General features: G+C 62.6%; 18 protein-coding genes and 1 pseudogene. 7 read left to right on the top strand and 12 right to left on the bottom strand.

Going from position 1 to position 18,419, the window contains the following annotated elements; genetic code table 11:
- Positions 1-92 precede the first annotated feature (92 nt).
- Both AC07XM_RS17545 and AC07XM_RS17540 read left to right on the top strand, forming a co-directional pair.
- A complete protein-coding gene (locus AC07XM_RS17545; RefSeq protein ID WP_102689932.1) occupies positions 93-1,370 on the top strand; it encodes an acetyl-CoA C-acetyltransferase in 1,278 nt (425 codons plus the stop codon).
- A 118-nt stretch (positions 1,371-1,488) separates the two neighbouring features.
- On the top strand, positions 1,489-2,268 hold the full coding sequence (locus tag AC07XM_RS17540; RefSeq protein ID WP_016484758.1) for an AraC family transcriptional regulator: 780 nt from the start codon (positions 1,489-1,491) through the stop codon (positions 2,266-2,268).
- Between the two features lie 130 nt (positions 2,269-2,398).
- Here AC07XM_RS17540 and AC07XM_RS17535 read toward each other — a convergent pair whose 3' ends face one another.
- The 5 genes and pseudogenes from AC07XM_RS17535 to AC07XM_RS17515 all read right to left on the bottom strand — a co-directional run bounded on the left by AC07XM_RS17535 (position 2,399) and on the right by AC07XM_RS17515 (position 7,754).
- A complete protein-coding gene (locus AC07XM_RS17535) occupies positions 2,399-3,127 on the bottom strand; it encodes a methyl-accepting chemotaxis protein (protein WP_371262323.1) in 729 nt (242 codons plus the stop codon).
- Positions 3,128-3,256: 129 nt separating this feature from the next.
- Positions 3,257-4,144, bottom strand: a pseudogene (locus AC07XM_RS17530) (cache domain-containing sensor histidine kinase); the annotation flags it as partial.
- Between the two features lie 364 nt (positions 4,145-4,508).
- Entirely contained in the window at positions 4,509-4,919 is a 411-nt protein-coding gene (gene cueR, locus AC07XM_RS17525) for a Cu(I)-responsive transcriptional regulator (RefSeq protein WP_016484760.1), read from the bottom strand.
- Entirely contained in the window at positions 4,916-7,315 is a 2,400-nt protein-coding gene (locus tag AC07XM_RS17520) for a heavy metal translocating P-type ATPase (RefSeq protein ID WP_102689930.1), read from the bottom strand. The genes cueR and AC07XM_RS17520 overlap by 4 nt, the downstream gene beginning before the upstream one ends.
- Before the next feature lie 52 nt (positions 7,316-7,367).
- Positions 7,368-7,754 (bottom strand): hypothetical protein, encoded by a 387-nt coding sequence (locus tag AC07XM_RS17515; RefSeq protein ID WP_016484762.1) that lies wholly within the window; start codon positions 7,752-7,754, stop codon positions 7,368-7,370.
- Positions 7,755-7,899: 145 nt separating this feature from the next.
- Here AC07XM_RS17515 and AC07XM_RS17510 point away from each other — a divergent pair, with 145 nt between their 5' ends.
- On the top strand, positions 7,900-8,097 hold the full coding sequence (locus AC07XM_RS17510; RefSeq protein WP_016484763.1) for a heavy-metal-associated domain-containing protein: 198 nt from the start codon (positions 7,900-7,902) through the stop codon (positions 8,095-8,097).
- Between the two features lie 244 nt (positions 8,098-8,341).
- The gene (locus tag AC07XM_RS17505; RefSeq protein ID WP_016484764.1) at positions 8,342-9,523 is read left to right on the top strand and encodes a multidrug effflux MFS transporter; all 1,182 of its coding nucleotides are present in this window, start codon (positions 8,342-8,344) and stop codon (positions 9,521-9,523) included.
- Here the strand turns inward: AC07XM_RS17505 and AC07XM_RS17500 are convergent.
- Complete coding sequence (locus AC07XM_RS17500; protein WP_080640992.1) at positions 9,474-9,671, bottom strand: hypothetical protein; 198 nt, start codon at positions 9,669-9,671, stop codon at positions 9,474-9,476. The two genes, AC07XM_RS17505 and AC07XM_RS17500, sit on opposite strands and share 50 nt — an antisense overlap.
- A gap of 30 nt (positions 9,672-9,701) precedes the next feature.
- On the bottom strand, positions 9,702-9,989 hold the full coding sequence (locus AC07XM_RS17495) for a hypothetical protein (RefSeq protein ID WP_146024547.1): 288 nt from the start codon (positions 9,987-9,989) through the stop codon (positions 9,702-9,704).
- A 170-nt stretch (positions 9,990-10,159) separates the two neighbouring features.
- Between AC07XM_RS17495 and AC07XM_RS17490 the strand changes: the two genes are divergently transcribed.
- Entirely contained in the window at positions 10,160-10,873 is a 714-nt protein-coding gene (locus tag AC07XM_RS17490; protein ID WP_016484765.1) for an ArsR/SmtB family transcription factor, read from the top strand.
- Positions 10,874-10,892: 19 nt separating this feature from the next.
- On the opposite strand, the gene AC07XM_RS17485 is transcribed toward AC07XM_RS17490, so the two are convergent.
- The 5 genes from AC07XM_RS17485 to AC07XM_RS17465 form a co-directional block, all read right to left on the bottom strand.
- A complete protein-coding gene (locus AC07XM_RS17485) occupies positions 10,893-11,840 on the bottom strand; it encodes an adenosine deaminase (protein ID WP_016484766.1) in 948 nt (315 codons plus the stop codon).
- 86 nt (positions 11,841-11,926) lie between these two features.
- Positions 11,927-12,613: an SDR family oxidoreductase gene (locus AC07XM_RS17480; RefSeq protein WP_102689931.1), complete on the bottom strand. Its 687-nt coding sequence runs from the start codon at positions 12,611-12,613 to the stop codon at positions 11,927-11,929.
- A 370-nt stretch (positions 12,614-12,983) separates the two neighbouring features.
- Entirely contained in the window at positions 12,984-13,568 is a 585-nt protein-coding gene (locus AC07XM_RS17475) for an IMPACT family protein (protein WP_102667920.1), read from the bottom strand.
- A 9-nt stretch (positions 13,569-13,577) separates the two neighbouring features.
- On the bottom strand, positions 13,578-14,240 hold the full coding sequence (locus AC07XM_RS17470) for a TetR/AcrR family transcriptional regulator (protein ID WP_016484769.1): 663 nt from the start codon (positions 14,238-14,240) through the stop codon (positions 13,578-13,580).
- A 90-nt stretch (positions 14,241-14,330) separates the two neighbouring features.
- Positions 14,331-15,251: a LysR family transcriptional regulator gene (locus AC07XM_RS17465; RefSeq protein WP_024717596.1), complete on the bottom strand. Its 921-nt coding sequence runs from the start codon at positions 15,249-15,251 to the stop codon at positions 14,331-14,333.
- 115 nt (positions 15,252-15,366) lie between these two features.
- Here AC07XM_RS17465 and aptA point away from each other — a divergent pair, with 115 nt between their 5' ends.
- Together aptA and AC07XM_RS17455 are read left to right on the top strand one after the other, a co-directional pair.
- Positions 15,367-16,713: an omega-aminotransferase AptA gene (gene aptA / locus AC07XM_RS17460; RefSeq protein WP_016484771.1), complete on the top strand. Its 1,347-nt coding sequence runs from the start codon at positions 15,367-15,369 to the stop codon at positions 16,711-16,713.
- A 73-nt stretch (positions 16,714-16,786) separates the two neighbouring features.
- On the top strand, positions 16,787-18,280 hold the full coding sequence (locus AC07XM_RS17455) for a CoA-acylating methylmalonate-semialdehyde dehydrogenase (RefSeq protein WP_016484772.1): 1,494 nt from the start codon (positions 16,787-16,789) through the stop codon (positions 18,278-18,280).
- Positions 18,281-18,419 lie beyond the last annotated feature (139 nt).

Genomic DNA, 18,419 nt, shown 5'->3' with positions numbered 1-18,419 from the left:
GAAAGTGTGGACCAACTTTGTGGCAAGGTCGTTCGAATGCGGTAAAAACACCTAGGCTGTACGGATCAAATTGTTACAGGAGGAACATGTACATGCGTTCACCTCGCCGGGTCGCGATCCTGGGCGGCAATCGAATTCCCTTTGCCCGCTCCAATGGCATCTATGCCACCGCCAGCAACCAGGCAATGCTCACTGTCGCCCTCGAAGGGCTGATCGAGCGTTATCGCCTGCATGGGCTGCGGCTGGGCGAGGTGGTGGCTGGCGCGGTGCTCAAGCATTCCCGTGACATGAACCTGACCCGGGAATGTGTGCTGGGTTCGCGCCTGTCGCCGCAGACCCCGGCCTATGACATCCAGCAAGCCTGCGGCACCGGGCTTGAGGCTGCGCTGCTGGTGGCCAACAAGATTGCCCTGGGGCAGATCGACTGCGGTATTGCCGGCGGCGTAGACAGCACCTCTGATGCACCGATTGCCGTCAACGAAGGCCTGCGCCACATCCTGCTGCAGGCCAATCGTGGCAAAAGCCTGGGCGAGCGACTCAAGCCTTTCCTCAAGCTGCGGCCTCACCATCTGAAACCCGAGTTACCACGCAATGGCGAACCGCGCACAGGGTTATCCATGGGCGAGCATTGCGAGCGCATGGCGCAGGCCTGGCGCATTGGCCGTGCAGAGCAGGACGAGCTTGCATTGCTCAGCCACCAGCAGCTGGCCGCCGCATATGCCGAGGGTTGGCAGGATGACTTGCTGACGCCGTTTCTGTCGCTGACACGGGACAACAACTTGCGTCCCGACTTGACCCTTGAACAGTTGGCCAGGCTCAAGCCCGCCTTCGATCGCAGTGGCCAAGGCACGCTGACGGCGGGTAATTCCACGCCGCTGACCGACGGCGCCTCGGTGGTGTTGCTGGGCACGGAGCAATGGGCTGCGCAGCAAGGGCTTGAGGTGTTGGCTTACCTGGTCGATGGTGAAACTGCGGCAGTGGATTTTGTCACGGGTCGAGAAGGGCTGTTGATGGCGCCGGTGTATGCCGTGCCACGCTTGCTGGCGCGTAATGGCCTGACCCTGCAGGACTTCGATTACTACGAGATCCATGAAGCCTTTGCCGCCCAGGTGCTGTGCACGCTCAAGGCCTGGGAGGATGCCGACTACTGCCGCGAGCGGTTGGGGCTGGATGCGCCGCTTGGGGCGATTGACCGCAGCAAGCTCAACGTCAAGGGCAGCTCGCTGGCGGCTGGGCACCCGTTCGCCGCGACCGGTGGGCGGATATTGGCCAACCTGGCCAAGGTGCTGGCGACGGCGGGGAAGGGGCGCCGGCTGATTTCGATTTGTGCGGCAGGTGGGCAGGGGGTGACTGTTATCGTAGAGCGGTGAGTACCAGAGAAATTGCATTGACCGCTTCGCGGGCAAGCCCGCGAAGAAGGCAGCGCAGGTGCCACAGTCATATCCCCGAGCTGTTAGGCTTGTCTGCTCAGAACGATAAGAAACCGCCATGCCGATCATCGGACGCCCCCGCGCTCTCCCGGCGCTGGACCACTTGCCCAGGCCTCTTTACGCCCGTGCCGAAAGCCTCGGCGCCGGCTCCTGGACCACCCGCCACCAGCACGACTGGGTACAGTTTTCCTACGCCATCAGCGGCGTACTCGGCGTGTACACGCGCGACGGCAGCTACTTTGCGCCGCCCCAGTGGGGGGTGTGGATCCCTGCCGATGCCGAGCACGAGGTGGTCACCTCGATGCAGGCGGAGATGCGCAGCCTGTATGTGCGCCGCGATGCCTGCCCATGGGCACCCGAGCAATGCCGGGTGCTGGAGGTGACACCACTGGCGCGCGAGCTGATCAAGCAGTTCTGCCTGTTCCCGGCTGACTACCCGGAGGGCGATAGCGCCGAGGCGCGTCTGGTGGCAGTGCTGCTGGACCAGCTGCGTACCTTGCCGGAAGTCGGGTTTTCGCTGCCGTTGCCACGCCACCCGGGCTTGCTGGCGCTGTGCAATGGCTTGATCGCCGCACCGGACCAATCGCAGACCTTGCAGCAATGGGCGCGGGAGCTGGCGTGTTCGGAGAAGACGCTGATGCGGCTTTTCCAGCGGGAGACGGGGTTGAGCTTTCGCAACTGGCGGCAGCGCATGCGGCTGTTGTCGTCGCTGGCGTTGCTGGAGGCGGGGGAGAATGTGACCGAGGCGGCGTTGGGGTGTGGGTATGACTCCACCTCGGCTTACATTGCGGCGTTCAAGCAGCTGTTTGGGGCTACCCCTGGCGAGTTGAAACTCTAGGCATGGTCTGCCTGTACCGGCCCTCTCGCCGGCAAGCCAGCTGCCACTGGGATTGCAAAGCCCCTGAGGGCAGCGGGGTCCAGTGGGCGCTGGCTTGCCGGCGACAGGGCCGGTACAGGCAATGCATCAATCAGGTGCGGAACCTGCGCACCAGCGAGTCCAGTTCATTGGACAGCCCAGCCAGGCTCTCGGAGTCCTGTCGCGCCGCCTGGGCCAGTTCGGCCACCAGTTGCGCATCCCCGTGGATCTGGCTGATGTGCCGGTTGATGTCTTCGGCCACCTGGTGTTGTTCCTCGGCCGCCGTGGCGATCTGCGTGTTCATGTCACGAATCACATCCACCGACTCACGGATTTGCCCGAAGCTGTCGCGGGCCAGGCCGATACGGCTCACCGACTGCTGCGACACTTCCAGGCTGGCATGCATCTGCTCGGCCACTTCGGCCGTGCGGCTGGCCAGGTTACCCAACAGGCCGTCGATTTCGGCAGTGGAGTCGGCAGTGCGCTTGGCCAGGGCCCGCACTTCGTCGGCCACCACGGCAAAGCCACGGCCCTGTTCACCGGCACGGGCGGCTTCGATGGCAGCATTGAGGGCCAGCAGGTTGGTCTGTTCGGCAATCGAGCGGATGGTACCGAGGATCGACTGGATGGCGTTGCTGTCACGCTCCAGTTGCTGGATCGACTGCGCAGATTGTTCGATTTCCTGGCTCAGGCGGTCGACGCTTTGCACCGCGGCATCGATCTGCTGCTGGCCTTCGCGGGCTTGCTGCTGACCGCTGTCGGCCGACTGCGCCGCCTGGCTGCAGGAGCGCGCCACTTCGTTGGCGGTGGCGACCATTTCGTGAAAGGCGGTTGACACCATGTCCACGGCTTCGCGCTGGCGGCCTGCGGCTTCGGCCATGTCGCTGGAAACACGGGTGGAGCTGCTGGAGGTGCTGAGGATCTTGCCGGCAGCAGCGCCGATGTGCTGGATCAGGCTGCGAATGGCGCCGAGGAACTGGTTGAACCAGCTGGCCAGTTGCGCGGTTTCGTCGCGGCCACGGATTTCCAGGTTGCGAGTCAGGTCGCCTTCACCTTGGGCAATGTCTTCCAGGCCATTGGTGACGCTGTTGATCGGGCGCACGATCAGTTTGGCGAAAGCCGCACCGACCACGGCGAACAGCACGGCCAGCACCAAGGCGATGACGCCGATCAGCCAGGTCAGCCGGGTGGTGTTCTGCATCACTTCGCTTTGTTCGATCAGGCCGATGAAGGTCCAGCCCAGTTGTTCGTCGGGGTAGACGTTAGCCATGTAGCGCACGCCATTGAGCTCGACCTCCACCAGGCCTTTGCCGGCCTTGGCCAGTGCGGCATAACCGTCGCCGAAGCTGGCCAGCTGCTTGAAATTGTGAGCGGCGTCGCGAGGGTCGACCATGACGTTGCCGTTGCTTTCAACCAGCATCAGGTAGCCGCTTTCACCCAGCTTGATCTGTTTGACGATCTCGGTCAGGCCCTTGAGCGATACGTCGATGTTGACCACGCCGCCGGGGTTGCCCAGCTGGTTCGCCACGGCCCGCACGGTGCTGACCAGCACCGCGTCGTCGGCGGCCCAGTAGTAGGCACCGGTACGCACGGTCTTGCCCGGGTTGGCCATGGCCAATTGGTACCAGGGGCGGGTGCGTGGGTCGTAATTGACGAACTTTTGCCCGGCTGGCCAGCCGGTGTAGCCGCCATCGTTCACCCCGTAAGAGAGGTAGGCATAGGAGGGGTGTGCGTTGGCCAGACGGGTCATGAAATCAAGGAGCTTGCCGGCTTGCTCGCCCAGTTCGTAGGACGGGGCGGCGCTCATGTACTTGTTCAGCTCGCTGCCGGTGGCGGCGACCATTGGCTGGGAAGCCATGTACTCGACGTTCTGGTTGATGCCTTGGAAGAAGATGTTCATCGCGTTGCTGACCTGGCGGATTTCCCGGCTGCTACCGTCGAGGAATCCGTCGCGGGCTTCACCACGCAGGTTGAGGACCACCAGCGTGGCCACGAGGACAATGGGCAAGCCGGCGATGACCGCGAATGCCCAGGTCAATTTCTGTTTGATGCTCATCGACGCTCCCGGAATTTTTATTGTCGACCCACGAGGCAGGTAGCCAATACATCGGCAGCATCCCGGTTTTATGAAGCAAAACCCCCGTATTTATTGGATAAAGTCGCAGTTGGTGACTATTCGGTCGTGTTTGGACACTTTTGGCATACCAAACGCGGGTGAACGATCAGCGACAGCAGCTTTCAGCAGCTCCATTGGCCAAGTCTTTGAGGATAGGGCAGTCCGGGCGGTCGTCCCCCTGGCAATGCGAAACCAGCTCGCCGAGGGTATCGCGCAGGCTCACCAGCTCTTCGATACGCCGGTTCAGCTCATTAATGTGCTGCATGGCCAGCGCTTTCACATCGGCGCTGGCACGTTGGCGGTCCTGCCACAGGGTCAGCAGCTTGCCGACCTCTTCCAGGGAAAAGCCCAAGTCGCGTGACCGCTTGATGAAGGCCAGGCTGTGCAAGTCTTCTGCCTGGTACAGGCGGTAGCCGCTGTCGCTGCGCGTGGCAGGCTTGAGCAGGCCGATGGATTCGTAATAACGGATCATCTTGGTGCTAAGCCCGCTGCGGCGGGCGGCCTGGCCGATGTTCATGGCGCCTCCTCGGTGGTGCTGGTGGGTTTCCATGCCTTGAGCCACAGCGCGTTGCTGACCACGCTGACGCTGGACAAGGCCATGGCGGCGCCGGCCAGTACCGGGTTGAGGTAACCCAGCGCCGCCAGCGGGATGCCGACCAGGTTATAGATGAACGCCCAGAACAGGTTCTGGCGGATCTTGGCGTAGGTCTTGCGGCTGATTTCCAGGGCTGCAGGCACCAGGCGCGGGTCACCTCGCATCAGGGTGATGCCGGCGGCCTGCATGGCCACGTCGGTACCGCCACCCATGGCAATGCCGATATCGGCGGCGGCCAGGGCCGGGGCGTCGTTGATGCCATCGCCGACCATGGCGACCACGCCATTTTGCTTGAGCGCAGCCACGGTGGCGGCCTTGTCTGCGGGCAGCACTTCGGCATGGACATCATCGATGCCCAGGGCGTCAGCCACCACGTTGGCGCTGCCGCGGTTGTCGCCGGTCAGCAGGTGGCTGCTGATGTGCTGTGCGCGCAGGGTGTCGATAGCCTGCGCGGCGCCGGGCTTGAGGCTGTCACCAAAGGCGAACAGGCCCAGCACACGAGGTTGAGTGCCGCGTTCAATCAACCACGACAGGGTGCGCCCTTCTGCTTCCCAGGCCTGGGCCTTGGCGGCCAGGTCACCGGGCTGCAGAGCGCTTTCGTCGAGCAGGCGGCGGTTGCCCAGGGCGAGCTCGCGGTCCTCTACACGCCCGGCGATGCCGCGACCGGTCAGCGACTGGCTGCCGGTAACAATTGGCACCTCCAACCCCTGATCGGCGCAGGCATCCAGCACCGCCTTGGCCAGTGGGTGCTCGCTGCCGCGCTGCAGGGCACCGGCCAGACGGTGCAGGTTGGCACTGCTGCCTACTTGCGCCTGGCTGTGGACCACCCGTGGGCTGCCGGAGGTAAGCGTGCCGGTCTTGTCGAAGACCACGCAGTTGACCGCATGGGCACGCTCCAGGGCTTCGGCGTCCTTGATCAGGATGCCATGGCGGGCGGCAACCCCGGTGCCGGCCATGATTGCTGCAGGCGTGGCCAGGCCAAGGGCGCAGGGGCAGGCGATGACCAGCACCGCTACGGCGTTGATCAGCGCGGTTTCCAGCGGTGCGCCGGCCAGCCACCAGCCGATCAGGGTGATCAGTGCCAGCACCAGCACAGCCGGGACGAACACTTGGCTGACCCGGTCGACCAGCTTCTGGATCGGCGCCTTGGCGGCCTGGGCGTCTTCGACCAGGCGGATGATACGGGCCAGCACGGTTTCGGTGCCCAGCGCCTGGGTGCGCACCAGCAACCGGCCTTCGCCATTGATGGCACCACCGGTGACACTGTCGCCGGGTTGCTTGGGCACCGGCAGGCTCTCGCCGCTGATCAGGGCTTCATCGGCATGGCTGCTGCCGTCCTCGACCACACCATCGACCGGGAACCGCTCGCCGGGCTTGACCAGTACCAGGTCGCCCAGGCGCAGCTGGGCGATGGCCACATCTTGCTCCTGGCCGTCGACGATACGCACGGCGCGTTCCGGTCGCAGCGCTTCAAGAGCGCGGATGGCACTCGCGGTCTGGCGTTTGGCACGGCTCTCCAGGTACTTGCCCAGCAGCACCAGGGCAATCACCACGGCCGAGGCCTCAAAGTACAGGTGTGGGACCATGCCGGCAGGCGCCTGCGCCCACTGGTACAGGCTCAAGCCGTAGCCTGCGCTGGTGCCCAGGGCCACTAGCAGGTCCATGTTGCCGGCACCGGCGCGCACGGCCTTCCAGGCCGCTACGTAGAAGCGTGCGCCGAGTATGAACTGCACGGGTGTGGCCAGCAGGAACTGCGCCCACGCGGGCAACATCCAGTGCAGGCCGAACGGCTGCACCAGCATTGGCAGTACCAGTGGCAGGGCCAACAGCAAGGCTGCGCCGACCGCCAGGCGCTCATTGCGCAATTTGCGCTGGGCAGCGTTTTGTTCGTCTTTGACCGTTTGCGGCAGGCTGGCGCTATAGCCGGCCTTTTGCACCGCGTCGATCAGCAGGTTATCGTCGAGGGCCTCGAGCACCTTGAGGTGCGCGCGTTCGCTGGCGAGGTTGACGCTGACCTGCTCGACCCCGGGCAGCTTGCCCAGGGCGCGCTCCACGCGGCCAACGCAGCTGGCGCAGGTCATGCCGCCAATTTGCAATTCGACAGTACGGCTGGGCACGCTGTAGCCGGCTTCGCGCACGGCGTCGACCAGGGCGGGCAGGCTGTTGGCCGGGGCCTGGACCCGGGCCTGTTCGGTGGCGAGGTTGACGCTGACCTGTTCAGCGCCGGTGACCTTGCGCAGGGCGCGCTCGACCCGGCCGGCACAGCTGGCGCAGGTCATGCCGGCGATCGGCAGGTCATACGTGGTGGATGCGGGCATGGCTCTCCTCCTTGGACAGGCCTCCAGCATCAACCTTGCCATGCAGGTAAGGTCAATAGCCCAGGCCGGCTCGCTTCAACTCCAACCCATATTGCCCCATGGCGATGCGGTATTTGTTGATCTGGCCCGACTGCAAGTTCAAACGTGTGCTGCGTTGATCTTCGATACCCTGTGCACAGCCTGGCACCTGCCCTGGTAGCAGGCGCAGGCGCACATCCACCGGGCCGGGCGGCAGGTTGAAGGAGGTGGACTGCTCCTGGAACACGCGCCCGGAAAGCTGATCGTTGAGGTAGACGCCGATTTCGCAGTTGGTGGCCACTTCCAGGCGTTCCCGGGAGATGATCAGTACGCTGTAGTCCGAGTTGCCCTCGGCGCTGGCCGGTGGCACCACAGCCAGAGTGCTCAATAGCCCGACCACGCCCAATGCTGCCCTGAACATGAAGAATCTCCTGCTTGCCTGATCGTCAAACGCGAAGCTTGGCCGACGCGGGCGCGGATTTCCAGCCCAGGTGTTGCTGGCAGGGCTTGACCTTGCCCCGATGGCAAGCTTGAGACTCGTTGAAAACCTGAAGGAGGCAACCCCCATGCAAGTGTTCAATGTACAAGGTATGACCTGTGGCCATTGCGTGAAAGCCGTGACCCGCGCGGTGCAGGAGCAGGATGCAGCGGCCAAGGTCGAGATCGACCTGGCGGCCAAGCAGGTACGAGTGCAGAGTGAACTGGGGCAGGAGCAGATCCTTACCGCCATTCGTGATGAAGGTTATCAGGCCGAACTCGCCTGAAGACTTGCCAGTGGGAGACTCACCTGTGGGAGCGGGCGTGCCCGCGAACACCGGCGTAACCGGTGCCATCCACCGCGTTGCCTGATTCGCAGGCACGCCCGGTCCCACAGGGACTACGGCAGTTTTCAGGTTCCGAGCGAGGCAGTTGTCCTCGCAACGCGCAGGTTTGTTGCAAATGTTTTCAGCCTGGTAGGCCCCACAGCAGGTAGAATTGTGCACTTGCTTAGCCTGCTATGGATTCCTGATGAACCTGCGAATGGTGCTCATCCTGGGTGCACTCAGTGCGTTCGGGCCCTTGGCGATCGACTTTTACCTGCCCGCCTTCCCGGCCATGGCGCAGGCGTTCGCCACCGATGAAAAACACATCCAGGCCACTTTGGCCGCCTACTTCCTCGGCCTGTCTATCGGCCAGTTGGCCTATGGCCCGGTAGCCGACCGCTTTGGCCGGCGCATACCGCTGATGTTCGGGGTAACCCTGTTCACCCTGGCGTCGCTGGCCTGTGCCTATGCCCCCAACCTCGACACCCTGGTGCTGGCACGCTTCGTCCAGGCTTTGGGTGGTTGTGCCGGCATGGTGCTGTCGCGGGCCATCGTCAGCGACAAGTGCGACCCGGTGGCCTCGGCCAAGGTGTTTTCGCAACTGATGCTGGTCATGGGGCTGGCGCCGATCCTGGCACCGATGCTGGGCGGGGTGCTGGTGAACCTCGCGGGCTGGCAGTCGATTTTCCTGGCCTTGAGCCTGTTCAGTGCCGGCTGCCTGCTGGCGGTCAGCCTGGGCCTGCCGGAAAGCCTGCCTGCGCACATGCCGCGTCAGCCGCTGTCTGGCGCTTTGCGCCAATACCTGCGGTTGCTGGCTGACCGGTTGTTCCTTGGCCATGCGTTGACCGGCGGCATCGCCATTGCCGGCATGTTTGCCTACATCGCTGGTTCGCCTTTCGTGTTCATCAAGCTGTATGACGTGCCGGCCGAGCACTACGGCTGGCTGTTCGGCACCAACGCTGCCGGCTTTATCCTGGTGGCGCAGGTGAATGCACGTTTGTTGGCCAAGCGTGGGCCGGCGTTTCTGTTGGCGCGCGGGGTGTGGGTGTACCTGGCGGCAGGCCTGGCGCTGTTGGGTGTGGCTGCCTTGCAGCCGACACAGTTGTGGCCGCTGCTGGTACCGCTATTCATCTGCATCGCCAGCCTGGGCTGCATCATCCCTAACGCCTCTGCATGCGCGATGAGCGGGCAGGGTGCGCGGGCTGGCAGCGCCTCGGCACTGATGGGCTGCTTGCAGTTCAGCGTCGCCGCAGGGGCGGCGGCACTGGTCGGTGTGCTGCATGATGGCAGTGCGGTACCGATGGCGATGGTGATCAGCGTGTGCGGTGCACTGGCGGTCAGTGTCGCGCTGCTGACCCGGCGCTTGCAGGCCAGGCGTCCCGCATAAGCGGGTGAGGTGCCTGCAGGCGGGTTTCCAGCGTGGCGACAAAGGCCCGCGCCTCAGCCTCGCTGCGGAAACTGACCACGTGTTGATCGAGCTGGACCTGCCAGGGGCAGGCAGGGTTTCGGCTCGATGCGCTGACGACAATTTTCATCGCGGCATACCTCCAGAAGGGGGGAGCCGCTCAAGTGTAGCGCTGCCCCTCTAGCCTGCCACGAGCTGTATCCGTGTCCTGACTGACGGTCGACAGGCGCATTTTCCACACCACGTTTCCTGCTTGGGCGTAATGCCCGCAAATCTGCAGAACCTTCGCTTCGTTTCGCGCTATTTGTGGAACATCGCTGTAGGCCGTATCTGAAATTGCAGGGCGTCTGTTTTTATCAAGATATTTCAGCCCCATTGCGAGCGTATGTGAGAGCGTTGACTGACCGGGCTTCGGGCAGTTTTGCAAGGCCGTTTCACTGGTTGCCATGGGTAGGCATACCCAGTGGCTTTACGCCGTAGGTGCGTCGGTACCTGGTCGCCTGAACGGCGTTTTCTGCGGCCTATACTGGCGACCCGGGCCAGTGACAGCGAGAGGCGCTGCCCTGCCAGAGTTGGCCATCGCATCCACACAGTGAACTTGCAGGGAGTTACAGGGATATGAACGCAGCCAGCAGTATCAGCCAGATTGCCAGCCTGATGGCCGACCCCAAGCGTAGTGCCATGTTGTGGGCACTGATCGATGGTACGCCGCGGCTGGCCAATGAGCTCGCCATAATGACCGGCCTGACCTCGTCATCGGCGTGCGCGCACCTTTCGTTACTGTCGTCGGCCGGTTTGCTCAGGCATGAAGCGCGGGGCCGCAAGCGATATTTTCGCCTGGCGACACCGCAGGTGGGGGCAGCCGTGGAGGCCCTGGCCAGCGTTCAGTTGGAGAGCGCCAGAGGGGCGCGTGCCAAGGCGCCGGTCTCACCGCTGCCCATGTCGATGCGCCGGGCGCGCCGTTGTGGCGATCACCTTGGCGGGGAACTGGCCAGCGAGCTGTACCATCGACTGGTGGTGGCCGGCTGGCTGGAAGGTAGCGGTCGACAGTTGATGGTCAGTGACGAGGGGCGTTTACAGTTGGCCTCGGTCGGGGTCTACATCGATGCCTTGGCGCCCCACCAGCAACGTGGTTGCGTGATTTGCCGTTGCACCGAGTGGGACGACCAGGCCCCGCACTTGGGCGGTGTGCTGGGCCAGGCACTGTTCAGGCTATTCCTGCAATCGGGCTGGATGCGTGAGGCCGAGGACACGCGGGCATTGCATATCTCGGCGCTGGGCATCCAGCAGATCAATCGCATAGCCCGCGTGGCAACGTTGCAGGTTGGGTAAGCGCAACGCCGTCGTGCAATCAGACCAGCCGGGCATCCAGGCTGTTCTGCGCCAGGCGACGGGCCTGGTCTTCAGTCATGCCCAGATGGGTGTGCAGGGCGTGGAAGTTTTCCGTCACGTAGCCGCCGAAGTAGGCCGGGTCGTCCGAGTTCACCGTGACCTTCACGCCGCGCTCCAGCATGTCCAGGATGTTGTGCTGGCTCATATGGTCGAACACGCAAAGCTTGGTGTTGGACAGCGGGCACACTGTGAGCGGGATCTGCTCATCGATGATGCGTTGCATCAGGCGCTCGTCTTCGATGGCGCGTACGCCGTGGTCGATACGCTTGATTTGCAGCAGGTCCAGCGCTTCCCAGATGTACTCGGGCGGGCCTTCTTCGCCGGCATGGGCAACGGCAACAAAGCCTTCGTTGCGGGCACGGTCGAAAACGCGCTGGAATTTGCTCGGCGGGTGGCCCATTTCCGAGCTGTCCAGGCCAACGGCAATGAACGCTTCGCGGAACGGCAGGGCCTGGTCGAGGGTTTTTTGCGCTTCCTCTTCACTGAGGTGGCGCAGGAAACTGAGGATCAGGCCACTGCTGATGCCCAGCTGCTTGCGGCCATCCTTCAGCGCCTGGTTGATGCCATTGAGCACCACCTCGAAGGGGATGCCGCGGTCGGTGTGTGTTTGCGGGTCGAAGAACGGTTCGGTGTGGATCACGTTCTGGGCTTTGCAGCGTTGCAGGTAGGCCCAGGTCAGGTCGTAAAAGTCCTGCTCGGTACGCAGCACATCTGCGCCCTGGTAATACAGGTCGAGGAACTCCTGCAGGTTGTTGAAGGCATAGGCACCGCGCAAGGTCTCCACATCGGCCCAGGGCAGGGCAATCTTGTTGCGCTCGGCCAGGGCGAACAGCAACTCAGGCTCCAGCGAGCCCTCCAGGTGCAGGTGCAGTTCGGCCTTGGGCAGGGCGTTCAACCAGTCATACATAGTGGATCATCTCAATCAGGTACGGTTGCCGCCATTCTACAGGGCCTGGCCGGGCATTGCGCCCGGCCAGGCTGCGACCCGGTGAATCACCAGACCAAGGGTTCGCCCTTGTAGTTGATGAAGCGCAGGCCGCCGGTGCCGCTTTGTGCATTGATCTGGTCGAGCATGCCGCGGGTGCTGGTGAACACGTCAATTTCGGCGTTTTCGCCACCCATGTCGGTTTTCACCCAGCCTGGGTGCATGGCCAGTACGCACAGGTCGGGGCGCTGTTGCTCGACCACGAAGCTGTTGATCATTGAGTTCAGCGCTGCCTTGCTGGCCTTGTACAGGCAGATTTCACCACCGTCGGGGATGGTCACGCTGCCCAGGATCGAACTCATGAAGGCCAGCACGCCGCTGCCTTCGCGTACCTGGCCCACCAGGCGACGGGCCACGCGGATCGGGGCCACGGCATTGGTCATGAACAAGTCGCCGATGTCGCTGCACTGTACCGTTTCCAGGTTTTGCGGCAAGGGCCCCATGACGCCCGCGTTAACGAACACCAGATCGAACACTTGGCCATGCAGGCGTTGTTGCAAGCCATCGAGCTGGGCGGTGTCGTTCATTTCCAGCTGTTCGATGCGCACGCCAGGCACGTCTGCCAGGGCGCGGGGTTGCTGCGGGTTGCGCACGGTGGCGGTGATGTTCCAGCCGTCTTCGTTCAGGCGCTGCACCAGGCCAAGGCCAAGCCCGCGCGAAGCGCCAATGATAAGTGCGGTTTTTGCGTTAGCCATGTGAACGCGCTCCATGGTCGGTGGTAAGGAAAGGTATTGAGGATAATGCACAGCGGCAGTCACTGCCTTGCCAATGGCTGTATAAAAAGTGATCAGCTGCACCCGGGCCTTGCCTGGCCGGGTGTTGCGCCTGTTGGCGCACGGGTTATCCACAAGCTGGTCCACAGTTATTGTGTGCAAGCTCAGGGCGGTGCAGGCCCGTCCGTCGGGTTGCGTATTGGGGATAACTCTTGGGCTTTCAGCACTTTGCGGCTGTCATCAAACGGTGATCAAAATATGATCAAAGCTCTGCAGGCTATGAAAACTGTAGCCTGCAAGCGATTGCCCCAAGCTTATCCACAGGCGGGCCCACAGTTGTTGTGGGCAATGTTCAGCGTGCTTCGAGCAGGATGCGCCCGCGGCTCAGGTCAGCCAGTTGCTGCTGCAGCGGCGCCAGGTGGGCGTCACCGAGCGCAATCAGCAGGTCGACGCCATTGGCAGTGAACTGTTCATCCATTACCAGGCCGTCGACCTCCGCCAGCCGAAGTTTTACCAACGCAAGTTCGCTGAAACTGCAGCTGCAGGTGAATTCGCTGCGCTGCACCAGCAGCCGCTTGGGCGCCTGTTGCAGGCACTTGTTGGCGCCGCCGCCATAGGCCCTGGCCAGGCCACCAGTGCCCAGCTGGATGCCGCCGTACCAGCGGATCACCAGCACCACGACCTGGTCGCAGTCCTGCGCTTCGATAGCGGCCAGGATCGGCCTGCCTGCGGTCCCGCCGGGTTCGCCGTCATCGCTGCTGCGATACTGCGCGCCGAGCTTCCAGGCCCAGCAGTTGTGAGTGGCAGCCAAGTCGCTGTGGCGTTCGATGAAACTCATCGCATCGGCAGCACTGCTGATCGGCCCGGCAAGGGTGATGAAGCGGCTTTTGCGTATTTCCTCGCGGTATTCGCAGAGGTCGAGCAGGGTAGAAGGCATAAATGACGGTTACACAGCCGGCTTGATGCCGCAGCCCTTCAGAATGATGTGGATAAGGTTGTTGCTCGCCTCTTCCATGTCCTGCTTGGTCAGGCGGCTGCGGCCGGTGACCTGGCAGATCTGGGTGGCGAAGTCGGCGTAGTGCTGGGTACTGCCCCATAGCAGGAAGATCAGGTGCACCGGATCGACCGGGTCCATCTTGCCCGCATCGATCCACGCCTGGAACACGGCAGCCCGGCCACGGAACCACTCGCGGTAGTCGGCACTGAAGTATTCGGTCAGGCAGGTGCCGCCGCTGATCACTTCCATGGCGAAAATCCGCGAAGCCTGTGGGTTGCGCCGGGAGAACTCCATCTTGGTGCGGATGTACTGGCTCAGGGCTTCCCCCGGGTCGTCATCGACGCTCAAGGCGTTGAAGGTGCTGTCCCACAATTCGATGATGTTGCTGAGCACGGCAATGTACAGGCCCAGCTTGTTGGTGAAGTAGTAGTGCAGGTTGGCCTTGGGCAGTTCCGCCTTGAGGGCGATGGTGTTCATGCTGGTGCCCTTGAACCCATGGCGAGCGAACTCGTCTTCGGCTGCCTGGATAATGGCCTGTTCGTTTTTCTGGCGAATTCGGCCCGCGGGCTTGCCCGAGGCGGAGAGGCGGTGCGCAGGGACTTCTAGGGTCATGGACGATTCCGTACGGGTCAGTGGCTGCGGCTGTCGGACAAGATTACCTGCCTGCGCCGAAGTGACAAGCGTTTGCGGCAGAGACTGGCATCAACGTGTCGCAGCCAGGCTCTCCAGGAAGCTTTCCAGGACCAGGTTCGGCCGCCGGCCCTTGCGGGTTACCCAGCTCAGGCTCAGGTCATAGAAGCGCTGTTGGGGTTTGAGGGCACGCAAGCGGCCTTGCTGCACCCAGAACGTGGCGTAGTGGTCGGGCAGGTAGCCGATGTAGCGCCCGGTGAGGATCAGAAACGCCATGCCTTCGCGGTCCGAAGCACTGGCCGTGCAGTTCAACGCCTGGTAATGGGCCTGGATGTCGGCTGGCAGGCGGAAGGTGGGGGTAATGGCTTCCTGGCTGTTGAGGCGGTCGTCGTCGACCTGCTGGTCATCGGCATAGAACAGCGGGTGCCCAACGGCGCAATACAACAGCGAGCGTTCGCTGTACAACGGTTGGTACTCAAGGCCCGACAGCGGGCTGGTTTGGGGTACCACACCGACATGCAGGCTGCCGTCGAGCACGCCATGTTCGACCTGGCTGGGGGCGATCATGCGGATCTGGATACGCACCTCGGGCCCACGGTCCTTGAGTTCGGCCAGGGCATGGGTGATGCGCATGTGCGGCAGGGTGACCAGGTTATCGGTAAGGCCAATGTTCAATTCGCCACGCAAGTGCTGGTGCAGGCCGTTTACCTCGGTGCGAAAGCTTTCCAGGGCGCTTAGCAGTTGCAGTGCCGAATGGTAGACCTCGCGGCCTTCCTCGGTCAGCGAGAAACCGGCGCGGCCGCGCTGGCACAGGCGCAACCCCAGGCGTTGCTCAAGGTCGTTCATTTGCTGGCTGATGGCCGAGCGGCCAATGCCCAGCACGTTTTCGGCGGCCGAGAAGCCGCCGCATTCGACCACGCTGCGGTAGATCTTCAGCAAGCGGATGTCGAAATCGCTGACTTGGGCGAGTGGATCGGGGCGTCGGCTCATCAGTTTAGTCACGGCCTGTCTGAAGATTAGAAATGTTGGCTTTTTCAGACTTTATCGCCGTGCCAATTTAGCTGCAACAACATCCATCGTTGCCTAATCGTCTTTCGAGGAACCGCCGATGAACATGCCCGAAACCGCTACCGTCGGTATCGCCAGCCAGCTCAAGCTGGATGCCCACTGGATGCCCTACACCGCCAACCGCAACTTCCACCGTGACCCACGGTTGATCGTGGCGGCCGAAGGCAACTATTTGGTCGATGACCAAGGGCGCAAGATCTTTGATGCCCTGTCGGGTCTGTGGACTTGCGGCGCCGGGCACACCCGCAAGGAAATCACCGACGCGGTGACCCGCCAGCTGAGTACTCTGGATTACTCTCCGGCGTTTCAGTTTGGCCACCCGCTGTCGTTCCAGCTGGCCGAGAAGATCACCCAGCTGACCCCTGGTGAACTGAATCACGTCTTTTATACCAACTCCGGTTCCGAGTGCGCCGATACCGCGCTGAAGATGGTCCGTGCCTACTGGCGCCTGAAAGGCCAGGCGACCAAGACCAAGATCATTGGCCGTGCCCGTGGCTATCACGGCGTGAACATCGCTGGTACCAGCCTGGGTGGCGTCAACGGTAACCGCAAGATGTTCGGCCAGTTGCTTGATGTCGACCACCTGCCTCACACCGTACTGCCGGTGAACGCCTTCTCCAAGGGGCTGCCAGAAGAGGGCGGTATTGCCCTGGCGGACGAAATGCTCAAGCTGATCGAGCTGCACGATGCCTCCAACATCGCTGCGGTGATCGTTGAGCCGCTGGCCGGCTCGGCCGGTGTACTGCCGCCGCCGAAGGGTTACCTGAAGCGCCTGCGTGAAATCTGCACCCAGCACAACATCCTGCTGATCTTCGACGAAGTGATCACCGGCTTCGGCCGCATGGGGGCGATGACCGGCGCCGAAGCGTTCGGCGTGACCCCGGACCTGATGTGCATCGCCAAGCAGGTAACCAACGGCGCCATCCCGATGGGCGCGGTGATTGCCAGCAGCGAGATCTATCAGACTTTCATGAACCAGCCGACCCCTGAATACGCCGTAGAATTCCCGCACGGCTACACCTATTCGGCTCACCCGGTAGCCTGCGCCGCCGGTATCGCCGCGCTGGACCTGTTGCAGAAGGAAAACCTGGTGCAGTCCGCCGCCGAGCTGGCGCCGCACTTCGAGAAGCTGCTGCACGGCGTGAAAGGCACCAAAAACGTCGTTGATATCCGTAACTACGGCTTGGCCGGCGCCATTCAGATCGCCGCCCGTGACGGTGATGCCATTGTCCGCCCTTACGAAGTGGCGATGAAGTTGTGGAAGGCAGGCTTCTATGTACGCTTCGGTGGCGACACCCTGCAGTTCGGCCCAACATTCAACACCACGCCGCAGCAACTGGATCGCCTGTTCGACGCCGTTGGCGAAAACCTGAACCTGATCGACTGATCTTTCCGATTTTGATGCCAGGCGCGTGCACGTGTCCCGCGCCTGCATTTACCTTCTTTATCTGGAGTTTTGCATGAGCATTGTTCAGCACCTGATCCATGGCGAGCTGGTTTCCAAGGGTGAGCGCACCGCCGATGTCTTCAACCCGTCCACCGGCCAGGCTGTGCGCAAGGTCGAATTGGCCAGCCGCGCGACCGTGCAAGAAGCGATCGACTCCGCCAAAGCGGCCTTCCCGGCCTGGCGCAACACCCCGCCGGCCAAGCGCGCCCAGGTGATGTTCCGCTTCAAGCAATTGCTGGAGCAGAACGAAGCCAAGATTTCGCAGATGATCAGCGAAGAGCATGGCAAGACCCTGGAAGACGCAGCCGGCGAACTGAAGCGCGGTATCGAGAACGTTGAGTTCGCCTGCGCAGCACCAGAAGTGTTGAAGGGCGAGTACAGCCGCAACGTCGGCCCGAACATCGATGCCTGGTCCGACTTCCAACCGTTGGGCGTGGTCGCTGGCATCACCCCGTTCAACTTCCCGGCCATGGTGCCGCTGTGGATGTACCCCCTGGCTATCGCCTGCGGCAACGCTTTCATCCTCAAGCCTTCCGAGCGTGACCCGAGCTCGACCCTGTACATCGCCCAGCTGCTGCTGGAAGCCGGCCTGCCGAAGGGCATCCTGAACGTGGTGCACGGCGACAAGGAAGCGGTGGATGCGCTGATCGAAGCGCCTGAAGTAAAAGCACTGAGCTTCGTCGGTTCAACGCCGATCGCCGAATACATCTATGCCGAAGGCACCAAGCGCGGCAAGCGCGTACAAGCCTTGGGTGGCGCGAAGAACCACGCAGTACTGATGCCGGATGCCGACCTGGACAACGCCGTCAGCGCACTGATGGGTGCCGCCTACGGTTCGTGCGGCGAGCGTTGCATGGCTATTTCGGTGGCGGTCTGCGTGGGCGATCAGGTGGCCGATGCCCTGATTGCCAAACTGGAGCCGCAGATCAAGGCACTGAAGATTGGTGCCGGCACCTCGTGTGGCCTGGACATGGGCCCTCTGGTGACTGCTGCTGCCCGTGACAAGGTAGTGGGTTATATCGATGACGGTGTTGCTGCTGGTGCCAAGCTGGTGGTAGATGGCCGTGGTTTGCGTGTGGCCGGCAATGAAGATGGCTACTTCGTGGGTGGCACCCTGTTCGACAAGGTGACCCCGCAGATGCGCATCTATAAAGAAGAGATCTTTGGCCCGGTGCTGTGTGTAGTGCGTGTGAACAGCCTGGAGCAGGCCATGCAGCTGATCAATGATCACGAGTACGGCAACGGTACCTGCATCTTTACCCGTGACGGTGAAGCGGCGCGCCTGTTCTGCGACGAGATCGAAGTGGGCATGGTCGGTGTAAACGTGCCGCTGCCGGTCCCGGTGGCCTATCACAGCTTTGGCGGCTGGAAGCGTTCGCTGTTCGGTGATCTGCATGCTTATGGGCCGGATGGGGTGCGCTTCTATACCCGTCGCAAAGCGATTACCCAGCGCTGGCCGCAGCGTTCCAGCCATGAAGCGTCGCAGTTTGCATTCCCTAGCCTTTAAGGTAGGTCAATAACGCGGGGAGGCCGAAAGGCCTCCCCGCTTTGTTTTTCAGCAATATCAGGGTTTCTTGAAATTAAAGGTTGACGCCCTTCTGAATCCCCTTATAATGCGCCCCACTTCCAGCGACATCGGAACGACA

This window comes from Pseudomonas sp. GW460-LB5 (assembly GCF_059423245.1).
The sequence above is the reverse complement of the archived record's forward strand: the minus strand, read 5'-3'. Positions and strand labels throughout refer to the sequence as shown.